Here is a 14,782-nt window from a genome sequence, read left to right on the forward strand (position 1 = left end):
GCTTCCTCTGGGAGAATATACGTTATGTCTGCGCCCACCCCACGCCCCGGAATTCTTGATATTGCGCCTTACAAAGGCGGTAAATCCAGTTCTGATAGCGCCCAGCGCGTGATCAAGCTGTCATCGAACGAAGGCGCCCTTGGCCCGAGCCCCAAAGCCATGGAAGCACTGCGCAACACGTCTGATCGTCTGCATCGTTATCCGGATGGCGGTTGTGATCTTTTGCGTCACAAGCTTTCGGAAAAATATGATCTTGAGTTCGATCAGCTGGTGTGTGGTGCCGGCTCGGATGAGCTGTTGACGCTTTTGATCCGCGCATATGCCGGTCCGGGCGATGAAGTGCTGTATTCGCAGCATGGTTTCCTGATGTATCCGATTACGGCCAAAGGCGTTGGCGCAACGCCGGTCACAGCACCGGAAGTCAATATGACGACCGATGTTGATGCCCTGTTGGCCGGTGTGACGGACAACACCAAAATCGTGTTTGTAGCCAATCCGAACAATCCGACCGGAACCTACATCACCGATAGCGAAATGAAGCGTCTGCGCGATGGTCTTCGCGACGATATCGTTTTGGTGGTTGATGCGGCCTATGCCGAATTCATGACCGGGCAGGAAGATTATTCTGCCGGTGAAGAGCTTGTCAAAGCGGGCAATAACACCGTGATGACCCGGACATTCTCCAAGATTTACGGTCTTGGCGGCATTCGTCTTGGCTGGTGCTATGCACCGCCTGCCATTGCCGATGTTTTGCAGCGTCTGCGCAATCCGTTTAACGTGCCACTGCCAACACAGGAAGCCGGTGTTGCCGCCCTTGATGATGATGATTTCGTCAATGAATGCGTGCGTCACAATGCGGAAACGCTGGCATGGTTCCGTGATGAGATCAATGCGATCAGCGGCCTGAAAGCCCATCCAAGCTATGGCAACTTCGTGATGATCGAATTCCCGAGCGAAAGCGGCAAAGATGCGGATGCTGCCAATGACTTCATGATGGCCCGTGGCGTGATCCCGCGCAAAATCGGTGCCTATGGCCTGCCGCAGATGCTTCGTGTTTCAATCGGTACGAAGGAAGAAATGGATATCTGCCTTCAGGCGATCAAGGACTTTGTGAACACATAATGACCAATACCGCATCCCAACCGTTGTTTGAAACAATCGCCTTTATTGGCATGGGCCTGATTGGTTCATCCATGGCCCGTCGCATCAAGCGTGACGGACTTGCCAGCAAAATCACCTGTGCGGTGCGATCAGAAGCGACCCGTGACCGGGTGCTGGAACTTGGCATTGCCGATGAGGCCTATTGTGACATCAAACAAGCGGTTGGCGATGCGGATCTGGTGATGATCTGTGCGCCTGTCGGGGCGAATGCAGCGATTGGCGCACAGCTTTCGGGTGTTCTGAAAAAGGGCGCGATTGTTTCCGATGTCGGGTCGGTCAAACAGTCTGTCATTCGTGATATTGCCCCGCACCTTGATGAGGGTGTTCATTTCGTTCCGGGCCACCCGTTGGCCGGGACCGAACATTCAGGGCCCGATTCCGGTTTCCCGGAGCTGTTTGAAGAACGTTGGTGTATTCTCACACCGGTTCCCGGTGAAAGCGACGTTGCCATCGCAAAGGTTCGGACACTTTGGGAAGCATGCGGTATGCATGTTGAATGCATGGATGCCGATCATCATGATCGCATTCTTGGCATCACATCACATCTGCCGCATCTGATTGCCTATACTATTGTGGGCACGGCGACCGATCTTGAAGATGCGCTGCGTCAGGAAGTGATCAAGTTTTCCGCAACCGGTTTCCGTGACTTTACGCGTATTGCCGCATCCGATCCGACCATGTGGCGCGATGTGTTTTTGAACAACCGCGAAGCTGTTTTGGAAGTTCTTGGACGTTTTCAGGAAGATCTGATGGCGCTTCAGCGTGCCATTCGCTGGGGTGAAGGCGACAAGCTTTTCGAGCTGTTTTCACGGACGCGCGAAATTCGCCGCGGTATTGTTGATGCCGGTCAGTATTTTACCAACTTCTCGGCCGAAGGCGAAGACCGCAAAAGCGATGAAGCGGGCAAGAAAAAGCCGATAGACTAAAAGACCGACAGCCCGCAACCTGCGGGCTGTTTTTCGGTTGGTGATGCGCCCCAAATTGCACCGCCTGCCGGTTCAAGGGGAATATTATGTCTGCCACCAATCATCCGGCCTTTGGGCGGATCATGCCATTTGTGTTCGTGTTCCTTTGGAGCACGGGCTTTGTCGGTGCCAAGTTCGGCCTGCCCTATGCCGATCCGTTTGTTTTCCTGTTTGTCCGATTTGTCATTGTCCTGATCATTATGGTGCCAATTGTCGCCCTGATGGGAGGCAAATGGCCAAGGACCTGGCGCGAGGCCATTCATATCGGCACGACCGGCGTTCTGGTGCATGGGGTCTATCTTGGCGGGGTTTTCTGGGCGATTGATACCGGTCTTCCCGCAGGGCTTGCGGCGTTGATTGTGGGGCTGCAGCCGGTTGTGACCGCATCTGTTGTCGGATCGCTTCTGGGTGAGCGGGTTTCAATGCGCCAATGGGGCGGGTTGATGCTTGGCCTGATTGGTGTCGCACTTGTGTTGGTGCCCAAGATTGGCGACGGGGTGGGGATCACTGCATTTGGCATTGGCTTGGCGATCGCGGCCCTTTTGGCCATGACGGCGGGAACGATTTATCAAAAGCGGTTCTGCACGGGCATGGATTTGATGGGCGGGACGGTTGTTCAATACGTTGCGGCCAGTATCTTTGTCGGCGTTATTGCCCTGTTTAAGGAGCCGCTGACAGTTGAATGGAGCATGGACTTCATTCTGGCGATGGCGTGGCTGGTCCTGGTTCTGTCAATCGGGGCGATCATGCTGTTGATGGTTCTGATCAAACAGGGCGAAGCCACCCGTGTTGCCAGCATGTTTTACCTTGTGCCGCCAACTGCAGCCTTCTTTGCCTGGATGCTGTTTGACGAGCAACTTGGCATGCTTGGCTTTGCCGGTTTTGCCATTGCGGCACTTGGGGTGGCATTGGTCATCATGAAACGCTAGGTTCAGGTGAACTGAAGACGACAAAGCCGGAGGAAAGCGTGACGGACGCCCGCGAAAAATGGGTTTTTGGATATGGTTCACTGTTGTGGCGACCAGGGTTTGAATACGTCGAACGGTCGCGTGCGACGCTGCGCGGCTATCACAGGTCTTTCTGTATCTATTCCCACCATTACCGCGGCACGCCGGAAAATCCGGGGCTTGTTCTTGGCCTGAACAAGGGCGGGGAATGCGTTGGCAATGCCTTTTGCATCGATCCGGACAACTGGAATGCGGTGAAAGCCTATCTCGATGAGCGCGAGTTGGTGACCAACACCTATATCCCGGCCGATGTCGAAGTCGAACTTGAAGACGGGCGCAAAGTGATTGCGCATACCTATGTTGCCGATCCAACCCATCAACAATATGCCGGAAACCTGCCGGTGCGGACTGCGGTCGAGATCATTGTTGCTGCCTACGGCAATGTTGGGCCAAATCTTGAATATCTGGAAAATACTGTGCTGCATCTTGATGAAATGGGCATTACCGATCCGCCCTTACACGATTTGATGGATCTGGTCCGTCGTGAATATGGCGAGATGAATATGGGGGCGGGTATCTGATGTCCCAGCCAAATGTATCGACTGCGGCGGGGGGAACTTCGACATCAGGCGATCAAACGCCAGTGGCGGTGGCCTATCTGATGTTGATTGCCTGCGCGATGATGTGGGGGTCAAACCACGTGGTTGCGCGTGGTGTGAATGCCACAGTGCCGTTTGAAGCATTGTCTTTCTGGCGCTGGATCGTGGCGATTTTGCTGTTGCTGCCGGTCTGTGCAAAGCATCTGCGCCGTGATCTGAAGGTCATGGCGCATCACAAAATGTCGATGTTTCTCATCGGTTTTACCGGCGTGTTTCTGTTTTCGGTGGTGATTTACCTTGCCGCCTTTAACACAACGGCCGTCAATACCGGCCTGCTGAATGCGACAACCCCGGTCTGGGTGTTGATCTTTGCAGCCATCCTGACGGCGGAAAAGCCAAGTGGTCGTCAGTGGCTTGGCGTTTTGATTGCCGGTGCTGGAACGGCGACAATCATTACCAAGGCCGACTTTTCCGTGTTTGCGCGTATGGACTTTGTTTTGGGTGATGTGCTGGCGATGATTTCGGCGATGGTGTGGGCGACCTATTCCATGCTGCTTAAACGTGCGCCAAAAGGCATTCATCCGTTAAGCCAGATATTTGTTAGTGCGCTGGTCGGGCTTTGTTTCCTGACCCCGCTTTATGTCTGGTCACTGGTGGTGGACGGGGAACCGTTCTTTACCCGGATGGACCCGGCATGGCCCGATATGCTCAAGATTTTCTATATCGGCGCAGGTCCGGCCTTTTTGGGATATCTGTTCTGGGGCAAGGGTGTTTCTGTGGTTGGTCCCGCCAATGCAGGTGTCTTCATGTATCTGATGCCGGTCTTTGCCAGTGTGCTGGCCATCATCTTTTTGGGCGAAGAACTGCATTTGTATCATTTGGGCGGGATCGCGCTGATCGCCTTTGGCATTTGGCAGGCAACCCGAAAGAAACGCGAACGGGCCTGAAACCAAACCCGGACGACGACAAAGCAAAAGGCCGGGATGCAACGCATCACCGGCCTTTTAATATGATGGGCAAACCTGCGGGCTATCAGGATGCGGTGTCTTTTTCAACCTGCCCGGTATTCGGATTTTGCGAAGATTCCTGAGCCGCGATATCGGCCGAGGTCAGCATTGGCAAAGAGAATTCACGCTGCGCTTCGGTTTCAAGTTCGCGGGTTCGGGTATCAATTCTGGTTTTGATTTCACTCATGAAGGTCTTGCGATCAAGGCCCGGTTCAATCGGTTTCATCAGTTCCATCGTAACCCGACCGCCATATTTCATGAAGCTGTCCTTGCCCCAGAACATGCCGGAATTCACCGCGACCGGAATTACCTTGGTGTCGGGAAAGGCTTTGTAAAGCGCATAGACGCCCGGATGATACGGGCGGCTTGACCCGGGTGGGGTGCGCGTACCTTCGGGGAAAATGATGACCTGACGGTTTTCCTTAAGTGCTTGTGACGCACCCTTGATCATGTCTTTGAGTGCAGAACCCCCGGCAGACCGATCAACGGCAATCTGGCCAGACAGGAGCAGGAACTGTCCGACAAGCGGAATTCTGGTCAGTTCTTTTTTAAGAATATAGGCCGGATCGGGCACCACGGTGTGAAAGGTCAGGGTTTCCCACGCCGATTGATGCTTTGCCACCAGAATGCAGGGGCCATCGGGCAGATTTTCAAGCCCGGTGATGCGTTTGTGCATGCCAACCGAAAGGTTGAGGGCCGCCTGGGTCAATCGACACCACGCATGACCGACAAACTGGCTGGCCTTGCGGCCGCAGACCATCAGGGGGATCATGCTGATGCACAGCAGGGCTGTTCCGCCAAAAAACAACACGTTAAAAAGTAACGCGCGGAGGGCTCTCATTCAGAAAAATCCTTCATACGCCTAGGGTCCATCTGGTGCTTTGTAACAGCTATGTGGCAATCGTTCAGCCCTTTTTGCCTGTCGCATTGGATGCCGAGAAATCCTGAGGCGACGGTGTGGTGCCACCGGGCCCTCGCAATGCGGATCGACCCCCATCGGGAAGCCAGTGCAGCAGTGTGTTGCGCAGGCTGGCAAACATATATTTGTTAAACTCGCTGGCGATCAGGGCCGTGCTGCCGGGGAAACGCCACCAATTTTCAATTTTCACGTTATCGGGGAAAACCGGGTGCGGGATGATTTCCACATCGGGCATCAGACTGCGGAATTCCAAAAGCGAGCGCGGCATATGGTAGTTGGCCGTGACAATCCGCAGGCTTTTAAATTCTTCTCCATAGGCCCAGACAGCTGTCTCAATTGCATTGCCGCGGGTGTTTTCCGCGATATGCCCCAGAACGACACAGCAAGACAGCAGGCGTGGGTCGGCTTTTCCGGCCGATAGAAGTTCATCAACCTCTACCCCGCGATAGACACCGGATATGAAAAGCTTATCCGCCATGCCACGCGCCAAAAGGCGACGACCTTCGGACAGCCGTTCACTGCCCCCGGTCAGGACGACAATCGCATCGGTACGTTCATTGGTGTTATCGACCGTGGTCGGGATCGAATTGACATACCAGACAAAACCAACGGCCCAGATCAACCCGCACAGAATCAAAACCGAAAGCAAAAAGCGAAACCGGCGAAACCGGCGGCGTTGTTGCACACTACGTGGTGGCTTGTTCATGAATGCGTGCCAAAAAATCGGTGTGGAGGCATGTATGCGGATCTCCTGAGGTGGCCAAAGCCATGATCCCAAAAGGGAAGCTTGTCTTGATCGAACTATACGGAGCGATGTCGTTTGTTACAACATCCTGTGTAAAACACGCAGGACGGTGCGGGTTGCTGTGATCCCGGCAACAAAGGCGACAATAAAAGGAATGGCAACAGTAAGGGCAATAAAGGTCGGGCTGAGAACCAGTGACGGAATTGGCCATCCGGCGCGCATGCCGAGCCACCCGATCAGGGCAGACACAGGAAGCGCAATCAGCAACCCGATCAAGGCCCCGAAAAATGCAAGACGCTGATTGTGTCGGCCAAATTGTTTGGCGATATAGCCATCCTGTGCACCAATCAAATGCAGCAATTCAATGATGCGATGATGTATCGATAACCCCGAACGGGTGGCAAACACGACCGAAAGTATCGTCGCGCCAAACAACACCACAATCAAAAGAGACAGCGCCAGTTCGACGGAAAAGGCGACATCTGCAATCCGTTCAATCCAGATGCGATGGTCATCCAATATCGCCTCGGGGGCGATTGTTCCCAATCTGACCTCAAGCGCATCAAAGTTAAATCCGGTTTCCGGGGTTATTTCGATGATGCGCGGTATGGGCAGTTCGCTCAGCACTTCGTCCGGGCCAAGCCACGGTTCAAGAAGGGCTGCCATGGTATCAGGGCTCAGTTCTTCGATCCGGGCAATGCCGGGCATTGTTGAAACTTCGTCGATGATGGTATCGACGGTTTTCTGAAGAGCTTTTTCGCGTTCATCTGGTGTGCGATTGGCAAGCTCGGTTGGGGGAACCTGTATCGACAGGCTTCCTTCGATCTGGCCAGACCATTGACCAACACTGTCATGCAGGGCGGCAAGCCCGACGATTGAAAACGTCAGCAAGGCAACCATCAGGGCGACAATGCTCGGCAAAAAGCGCGAGGAAGAGTCGCTTTCAAGCGGTAGATGCGATGGTGGTGCGCGAAATGCCATGATCGTGTGTTAGTCCTGTTGATCTTGTTAGCGCGATGTTAAAGCCGTTTTGTCTGTGTCAGCCGCTGTTGGTCACATCGTGTAATGTGCCACCTTCAAGCAACCATTGCGTATGGCCAAACCGCCTGACCAATTGCCGGTTATGGGTGGCAATCAATACAGTAGTCCCGAGTTTGTTGAGTTCTTCAAACAAATACAGCAATCGCATGGCGATTCGGTCGTCCACATTGCCGGTCGGTTCGTCGGCCAACAGTAATGCCGGTCGACCGATGACCGCACGGGCAATGGCGACACGCTGTTGCTGCCCGCCCGAAAGGCGCGATGGCGGTGCATTGATTTGATCGCCCAATCCAACCCATTCGAGAAGTTCGGTCACGTTTTTGCGGATTTGCAGGTCTTCAACCCCGGCAACACGCAATGGCAAAGCAACGTTTTCAAAGGTCGTCAGATGATTGATCAGACGGAAATCCTGGAACACCACACCAATTTTGCGGCGAATCGCCGGCAGCTCATCCCGTGGAATACGGATATTGTCACGCCCGAAAATATTAATTTCACCGCGAGTCTGACGTAGGGCCAAATATAAAAGTCGCATCAAGGTCGACTTGCCCGCACCCGATGCACCGGTCAGAAAATGGAAACTGCCGCGGCCCAAAGAAAAGTTCAGATCGCGCAAAATATCAGGCCCGGATTCGTATCGGACCCCGACATTCCTGAAACTGACAACATCGGTCAAAATCGGCGCTCCATCTGGCAGAATGACGGTTTGCATTGGCGGTTGCCGCTGCAATTAACATAGGTTTCTTTATGGTCTTGCGGACTTGGAAAAAGCACCTGTCATGACAATATCGAAAATGATTAAACCGGTTTACCCGATTTTTCTCCTGCTTTCGGATGCCACGAACAGAGCCATTACGCAATGGTTAGACACCTAAATCCGGGCAGCTTCTGTTATCTGTGCTTAACAGTCTGTTAAATCGCGGCTATTTACATATAGTGTAATTCACGGTTGGCGCGATTGGGGGATCGTCGGCTGTGAGCTTTTTATACCTCCCCCGATGTTTGATGCCGCTGTCATCGAAATGCCAGGTTTGCAATGATCATTACTTGCCCAGAGTGTTCTAAAAAATACTCAGTTAAGACAGAAGCAATCGGCTCGAAAGGCCGTACCGTGCGCTGTAAAAGCTGCGGCAATAGCTGGCATCAGGAGCCGCCCGGCGCGAAGAAGCCTGCACCCCAGCCTGCGGCTGCGCCAGATAACGACCTTCCGCCGCCTTTCAACGAAGAAGGGGCGTTGGGGGCTGATTTCAATGCCAACCAGATGGGTGGGGGGCGTGTTGACCCCGGCTTTGAAGAAGCAGACAAGATTCCAGATCCGCCGCCCATTCCGCAGCAGCTGATCCGCAATAACCCCAGACCACAACCCAAAAAGAAAAAGGGTATTGTTGGCTGGATCATCTTCTTGCTGTTGCTTGGCGGGATTGGTGCAGGTGGTTATTTTGCCAAGGATCAGGTCATCGAACTGTGGCCGCCGATCGCCAAGGTTTACGACATGGTCGGGCTCGATGTGCCCCATGTTGGTGAAGGCCTTGATATTCGGGAACTGCCGCCGACCCGCGAAGATGAAGACGGCGTCGATGTTCTGGTGGTACGTGCTGAGATCGTCAATATCAGCGAAGAACCGCGTGCCTTGCCGTATCTTCTGATCGAGTTGCTTGATCCGCTGGATCGTGTGGTTCAGCGCAAAAAGATGCCGCTGGTCTATGACGAGTCGATGGTAACGTCCGGTGCAGATATGCCGATGGAACAGCAAATGCTGCCTGTGGGAGAAACCTTGACGGTGGAAACGAAAATCCGTCGTCCAAATCCGACAGCAACCCGTTTGCAGGTGACGTTCCTTGATCCGCGTGAAGCGGTCGAACCGTAAACGGCAAGACGACAAGATTTAAGCGAAAAGGCAGCGTTTTATCGCTGCCTTTTTTATTGGGATTTGGGTGAGTTGTGGGACCGGATGGTTGTTCCGCTAGAACCGTTTCAGCAAGCGGTCGATATATTCCTGTTCGACTTGTGGGCGATCAGGGTCGCCAGACCGGCGCCGGAGTTCCTGTAAAATCCGCCATGCCCGTTCAAGCGTGTTCACATCAGGAATGATGGTGGTGCCATTTCCACCCACCGGCCGGCCCAGCGGATCGCGGCGACCCGCCCCGTCAAGGTCTTCAAGCATCGGGGCCAACTGACTAAGTCCTTCAAGGGCGCGGCTGATCTCGCCGATGCCCTGTTGCAGGGCCTCCATGGCCTGTCGTTGATGTTGCAGGGCCTCATGAGACCGGTTGTGTCCAAGGGCCTCTGCGGCACCTCGCATGGCGTCTATGACGGCATTCATCCCGCTTACATCCCCAAACTGACCGAGGCCGGGGCTGTTCATGATGTCATTGGCGTCATCGGCCAAACCTTGTTGCTGATCAGCACGTGGTCCCGGACCGTTCTGGGTTGCCGGGTTGTCGCCTTCTCTCATCAGGTCTTGCTGACGGCGCGACAGATCGCGCATGCCATCAAGCATTTCGCGTAAGGTCGATGTGATATCCATGCCGCCTTCGCCGGTGGTGACTTGCATGTTTTCGACCAATTCGCGCAAACGGTCGATGAGTTCGCGGGCTTCATCGCGGGCGCCAGCACGCATCAGGGCATCGATCTGATCAATGATCCGCGACAGATCCTGTTGTTCAAGGGTTGCCGTTGCCGCGGGCTGTTCTTCGGGTGACTGGGTGCTTTCGCGGGTTAAAGCCGCAAGATACTGGTTCAATGCCTGACGGTATTCTTCGATCAGGCGCGCGATTTCACTTTCGGTGACATCCGGGTTCGACAGGGCTTCAAGCAGACGTTCTTCGGCCTCCATCAAATTACGTTCAGCAATGCCATAGCTTCCGCGTTCGATTTCCTCGGCGATATGCCACAAAAGCCCTGCGACGTCCTGATGGACTTCACGGTTGTTCAGGTTCGCGGCAAGGCGGCTTTCTGCAACTGACAGGGCCAAGAAGACACCAATATGACCGTTAAATGCCTGCGGCGCATAAAGAACGGGCAAGATTGCCTGATGCATTTCAAGCGCGCGATCAGGATAACGAAGAAGACCCCGGCGAATGGCGATCAGTTTTTGCGCGACAGGGTGGGAAAATTCGCGTTCGGGCAGGACAAGTGATCGAACGTCGCTTTGTCCGGACTGATCGGAATTGTCACGTGAATGCATCTGGATATTGACAGGCAATCCAGCCCAAGGATGGGCAACAAGATCGACAAACCGGGGCCCTTCTATGCGGGTCGGCATAGAGGTTTCACTGGCACCTTCACCTTTTAGATCAATGACGATTTGATCAATCGGACCATATTGATCAATCATCGCGTCATCGGGGGCGGGGGTTATCACCAGATCAAGCTTGGCCAGTCCGTAATCATCATTGGCGATATAATCCAACCGGATATGATCGCGCCGCGTGATGGCCGGTGGACTGACAAAGGAAAGGTTCGGGGCCAGATCTGCGACCAGATTGATGTTCAGTGTCAGGCGGTCATTCCCCCAAACCGAAATGCGCCATTCACCCGACTGTTCGATGGCGGTCGACAGCACATAGCTGTTCTCGCTGCTTTCGGTGAAATCGCGTTCGCCATCTGGCGCGGTCAAGGTCGGGGACCAGATACTTGAAATACTGCCATCAAGGGTCGATCCGGCGGGAACGTCGACCGACATGACATTTTGGGCCGTGCCTTCATTTGCAGGGTCTTCGGACGCCAAAGCGTTGAAGCGTAAAACGCGCGGGACCTGCCCGGTATAGGCGGGGGGCGTGACCCAAAGTGTTGCACTGAAATCCGCCGCACCCAAACGTTGCAGGGGGCTAAAGGCCTTGGAAAAACGTTCTGCGATGTGATTGCTGCCAACCATCAGTCCGACAAACATCAACAGAATGGGAATGGCAGTAAGGCCAAACCGGTCAATCTTGCTGATCGCGGGGATCGGACGGGGAAGGCGTAAATTCGCCAATGCCGTTTCATGCAGGCCAAGTTGGCGCTGCCACAGGAAACTGGTCAGCGGATCTTCGGTATCGTCGATATGATCTTCAAGACTTTGCAGTGGGTTGTTTTCAAGCCGGTTTTCAACTTCAAGTCGACGCAAAATATCCCGGCGGGTCGGCCAGCGGAAATGACGCCACGGTGCGACCACGGCGACCATCATTGCCACAGACAAAACCGACAGCAACATGATGTGGGCGGTGGCAGGCAGGAATTCAAACGTGCCGGTTAGCGTCAACCCAACCGTCAGCAGACCGACAGATAGCGAGGGGATGAGACAGGGCCAAACCGATTCCCAAATCATGACCATGCGCGCCCTGCGCACATGATGCTCCATTCCGGGATACGGTGGTATCAGCGACATTTGTCTGGTGGCCCTTTGCCCATGCGTTGCGAGAAGGATCGCAAAGCTATCTACCTAAAACTTGGGGTTTGGCAAGGGCGGGTCAAGTTATTCCGGTGGTCTTAGGCCAAATAAAAAGGCGACCTGCAGATCACAGGTCGCCTTAAAGATCAGAATGTTTGTTGCCGTTGGGCTTTGGAACCTAATCCAGCCATCCGGGAATTTGATCCATATTGATCAGATCATCAATTTCCTGACGCGGGCGGACGATGGCGAATTCATCACCCTTGACCAGTACTTCCGGCGTCAATGCGCGGGTGTTATAGGTCGAAGACATCACCGCACCATAAGCCCCGGCAGACATCACCGCGACCAGATCACCTGCCTTAAGGTTATCAGGCAATGTGCGATCCTTGCCAAAGGTATCACCGGTTTCACATACCGGGCCGACGACATCGACAGTTGCCTGCTTGTCTGCTGTCGTTTGTTCATCGACCGGAATGATTTCGTGATAGGCGTTATAAAGTGTCGGGCGGATCAGATCGTTCATCGCGGCATCAAGAATGACAAAACGTTTTGCTTCGCCGTCTTTGATATACATAACGCGCGATACCATGATCCCGGCATTGCCCGCAATCAAACGACCCGGCTCTAGCGTGATGTGGCAGCCGAGATGGCCAACAGTTTCACGCACCATCTGACCATAGGCATCAGGAAGCGGTGGGGTTTCGCCCTGATAGGCGATACCAAGGCCGCCGCCAAGGTCAAGATTGCGGATATCGATATTTTCGGCGCGCAGTTTTTCGACCAGATCGGAAAGGCGTGTGAAAGCCTCGCGGAACGGGGCGAGATCGGTCAATTGTGACCCGATATGCATGGCAATACCGGTGACCTCGATGCCATCCATCGCCGCTGCATCGCGATAGACTTCAATCGCGCGGGTCCAGTCGATGCCAAACTTGTTTTCGGCCTTGCCGGTTGCGATCTTTTCGTGGGTTTTGGCATCAACATGCGGATTGATCCGCAATGCGATGCGGGCCTTTTTCCCCATGTCGATGGCAACACGGTTAAGTTCGATCAGTTCCGGGATGCTTTCGACATTGATCTGGGCAATGTCGGCATCAAGGGCTTCGCGCATTTCGGCTTCGGCTTTGCCAACGCCAGAAAAGATGACTTTGGCGGGTGCAATGCCTGCACGCAATGCACGGCGCATTTCACCAACGGATACAACATCTGCACCCGCACCAAGTTTGCCCAGCGTTTTTAGGACAGCCTGATTGGAGTTGGCCTTGATCGCATAGCAAACCGTTGCATCCAGACCGTCAAACGCACTGGCATAAACCTTGTAATGGCGTTCCAACGTTGCGGTGGAATAGCAGAAAAACGGGGTTCCGACTTTGTCAGCCAGTTCCGGAAGCGAGACACCTTCAGCGTGAAGGACGCCATCAATATATTCAAAATGGTTCATTTGGCTGGGTAGTCCCTTGGATATTCATAACCTTTGTCGGTCGGCGGATCGAGCGGGCCTTTTTTCCCACACGCCGCAACCGAAAGACCCATCATGACGGCAAGCGTGATCACGGTGCCGCGTTTAAGCAAACTGACATTCATTTCAGAAACCTTTCCTTTGCCGCAGCAACGGATTCCTTGACCCGAACAGGTGCCGTGCCGCCAAAACTTTGGCGGGCCGCAACCGACGCATCGACGGTCAGGACGTCATAAACGGCATTGGTGATTTTCGGCTCGATCCCCTGAAGGTCATCAAGCGATAACTGATCAAGATCACATCCCTTGGTTTCAGCCAGCTTCACCGTGGCACCAACCACATGGTGCGCATCGCGGAACGGCATGCCAAGTTCTGAAACCAGCCAATCGGCAAGATCGGTCGCGGTGGTGTAACCAGCCCCGGCTGCCGCACGCATGTTATCGGCAAAGACTTTCATATCGGCAACCATACCGGTCATGGCCGCAACACACAGACCAAGATGGTCGTGGGCTTCAAAAACCGGTTCTTTGTCTTCCTGCATGTCCTTGGAATAGGCCAGCGGCAATCCCTTCATCGATAGCATCAGGGAATTATAACAGCCAACGATACGGCCGATTTTCGATCGGATCAGTTCAGCCGCATCGGGATTGCGTTTTTGCGGCATGATCGACGATCCGGTCGAAAATTTGTCGGACATGCCGATAAATTTGAACTGCGCCGAACACCAGATGACCATTTCTTCGGCCAAACGCGAAAGATGCATCGCCGTGATCGACGTGGCATTCAGATATTCCAAGGCAAAGTCACGATCCGATACGGCATCAAGCGAATTTGCCGTCGGGCGGTCAAAGCCAAGGGCACTTGCCGTCATATGGCGGTCAATCGGATAAGGTGTCCCGGCAAGGGCGGCTGAGCCCAACGGGTTTTCATTGAGCCGCGTTTTACAATCGGCAACGCGACCGCGATCACGGCCAAACATTTCAACATAGGCCAAAAGATGGTGGCCAAAGGTCACCGGCTGGGCGGCCTGAAGATGGGTGAAGCCCGGCATGATCGTGTCGATATTCTTTTCAGCCTGCGTTATCAGCGCTTCCTGAAGGCCTTTCAGGCCGGCTTCAAGATCGCTGAGCGCGACGTCGCGGACCCATAATTTGAAGTCGGTTGCGACCTGATCATTGCGCGAGCGCGCAGTATGAAGGCGGCCTGCTGCGGGACCTATCAATTCGCGCAGGCGGCTTTCGACATTCATGTGGATATCTTCAAGGGCGCTTGAGAATTTGAAATTCCCGCTCTCGATTTCTTGAAGAATCTGGTCTAGACCATTGGTGATTTTCTCGCCATCTTCTGCAGGGATGATGTTCTGCTTGACCAGCATGGCGCAGTGGGCTTTGGAACCCTGAATATCCTGAGCGTAGAGGCGTTTGTCAAAACCGATGGAAGCATTGATTTCTTCCATGATGGCAGACGGGCCTGCTTCAAAGCGGCCGCCCCAAAGGGAGTTGGCATTTTTCTGGTCGGTGGCGTTTTGATCGGTCATTGTGATCCGCAGTATTGGAAAGGTGGG

Annotated in this window: 14 protein-coding genes; 6 read left to right on the forward strand and 8 right to left on the reverse strand. The window is 54.0% G+C overall.

The annotated features are described in order from the left end of the window. Positions 1 to 24: 24 nt before the first annotated feature. From hisC to RIC05_RS08900, 5 genes are all read left to right on the forward strand, one after another. Positions 25 to 1,122, forward strand: a complete 1,098-nt coding sequence (hisC, locus tag RIC05_RS08880) for a histidinol-phosphate transaminase (protein ID WP_350046787.1) — start codon at positions 25 to 27, stop codon at positions 1,120 to 1,122. Beyond that, positions 1,122 to 2,087 (forward strand): prephenate/arogenate dehydrogenase family protein, encoded by a 966-nt coding sequence (locus RIC05_RS08885; RefSeq protein ID WP_350046788.1) that lies wholly within the window; start codon positions 1,122 to 1,124, stop codon positions 2,085 to 2,087. The genes hisC and RIC05_RS08885 overlap by 1 nt, the downstream gene beginning before the upstream one ends. A gap of 86 nt (positions 2,088 to 2,173) precedes the next feature. Beyond that, positions 2,174 to 3,055: a DMT family transporter gene (locus RIC05_RS08890; RefSeq protein WP_350046789.1), complete on the forward strand. Its 882-nt coding sequence runs from the start codon at positions 2,174 to 2,176 to the stop codon at positions 3,053 to 3,055. A 38-nt stretch (positions 3,056 to 3,093) separates the two neighbouring features. Beyond that, on the forward strand, positions 3,094 to 3,654 hold the full coding sequence (locus tag RIC05_RS08895) for a gamma-glutamylcyclotransferase (protein WP_350042859.1): 561 nt from the start codon (positions 3,094 to 3,096) through the stop codon (positions 3,652 to 3,654). Next, entirely contained in the window at positions 3,654 to 4,619 is a 966-nt protein-coding gene (locus RIC05_RS08900; RefSeq protein ID WP_350042860.1) for a DMT family transporter, read from the forward strand. The genes RIC05_RS08895 and RIC05_RS08900 overlap by 1 nt, the downstream gene beginning before the upstream one ends. Positions 4,620 to 4,704: 85 nt before the next feature. Here the strand turns inward: RIC05_RS08900 and RIC05_RS08905 are convergent, their stop codons facing one another. The 4 genes from RIC05_RS08905 to ftsE form a co-directional block, all read right to left on the reverse strand. Next, positions 4,705 to 5,520, reverse strand: coding sequence for a lysophospholipid acyltransferase family protein (locus RIC05_RS08905; RefSeq protein WP_350046790.1), 816 nt, complete (start codon positions 5,518 to 5,520; stop codon positions 4,705 to 4,707). Between the two features lie 64 nt (positions 5,521 to 5,584). Beyond that, a complete protein-coding gene (locus RIC05_RS08910; protein ID WP_350046791.1) occupies positions 5,585 to 6,304 on the reverse strand; it encodes a YdcF family protein in 720 nt (239 codons plus the stop codon). A gap of 117 nt (positions 6,305 to 6,421) precedes the next feature. Continuing rightward, positions 6,422 to 7,324: a cell division protein FtsX gene (locus RIC05_RS08915; RefSeq protein WP_350046792.1), complete on the reverse strand. Its 903-nt coding sequence runs from the start codon at positions 7,322 to 7,324 to the stop codon at positions 6,422 to 6,424. A gap of 58 nt (positions 7,325 to 7,382) precedes the next feature. Beyond that, positions 7,383 to 8,096, reverse strand: a complete 714-nt coding sequence (gene ftsE / locus RIC05_RS08920) for a cell division ATP-binding protein FtsE (RefSeq protein ID WP_350042864.1) — start codon at positions 8,094 to 8,096, stop codon at positions 7,383 to 7,385. 324 nt (positions 8,097 to 8,420) lie between these two features. Here ftsE and RIC05_RS08925 point away from each other — a divergent pair, with 324 nt between their 5' ends. Next, positions 8,421 to 9,251: a zinc-ribbon domain-containing protein gene (locus tag RIC05_RS08925; protein WP_350046793.1), complete on the forward strand. Its 831-nt coding sequence runs from the start codon at positions 8,421 to 8,423 to the stop codon at positions 9,249 to 9,251. A 96-nt stretch (positions 9,252 to 9,347) separates the two neighbouring features. Here the strand turns inward: RIC05_RS08925 and RIC05_RS08930 are convergent, their stop codons facing one another. The 4 genes from RIC05_RS08930 to argH form a co-directional block, all read right to left on the reverse strand. Beyond that, a complete protein-coding gene (locus RIC05_RS08930) occupies positions 9,348 to 11,753 on the reverse strand; it encodes a DUF4175 domain-containing protein (RefSeq protein ID WP_350046794.1) in 2,406 nt (801 codons plus the stop codon). A 181-nt stretch (positions 11,754 to 11,934) separates the two neighbouring features. After that, a complete protein-coding gene (gene lysA, locus RIC05_RS08935; protein ID WP_350046795.1) occupies positions 11,935 to 13,200 on the reverse strand; it encodes a diaminopimelate decarboxylase in 1,266 nt (421 codons plus the stop codon). Next, on the reverse strand, positions 13,197 to 13,343 hold the full coding sequence (gene lptM, locus RIC05_RS08940) for an LPS translocon maturation chaperone LptM (RefSeq protein ID WP_350046796.1): 147 nt from the start codon (positions 13,341 to 13,343) through the stop codon (positions 13,197 to 13,199). Before lptM ends, lysA begins: the two co-directional genes overlap by 4 nt. Beyond that, the gene (gene argH / locus RIC05_RS08945) at positions 13,340 to 14,755 is read right to left on the reverse strand and encodes an argininosuccinate lyase (protein ID WP_350046797.1); all 1,416 of its coding nucleotides are present in this window, start codon (positions 14,753 to 14,755) and stop codon (positions 13,340 to 13,342) included. The genes lptM and argH overlap by 4 nt, the downstream gene beginning before the upstream one ends. Between the last annotated feature and the right edge of the window lie 27 nt (positions 14,756 to 14,782).

The organism is Thalassospira sp., assembly GCF_040218635.1.
GTDB lineage: Bacteria > Pseudomonadota > Alphaproteobacteria > Rhodospirillales > Thalassospiraceae > Thalassospira.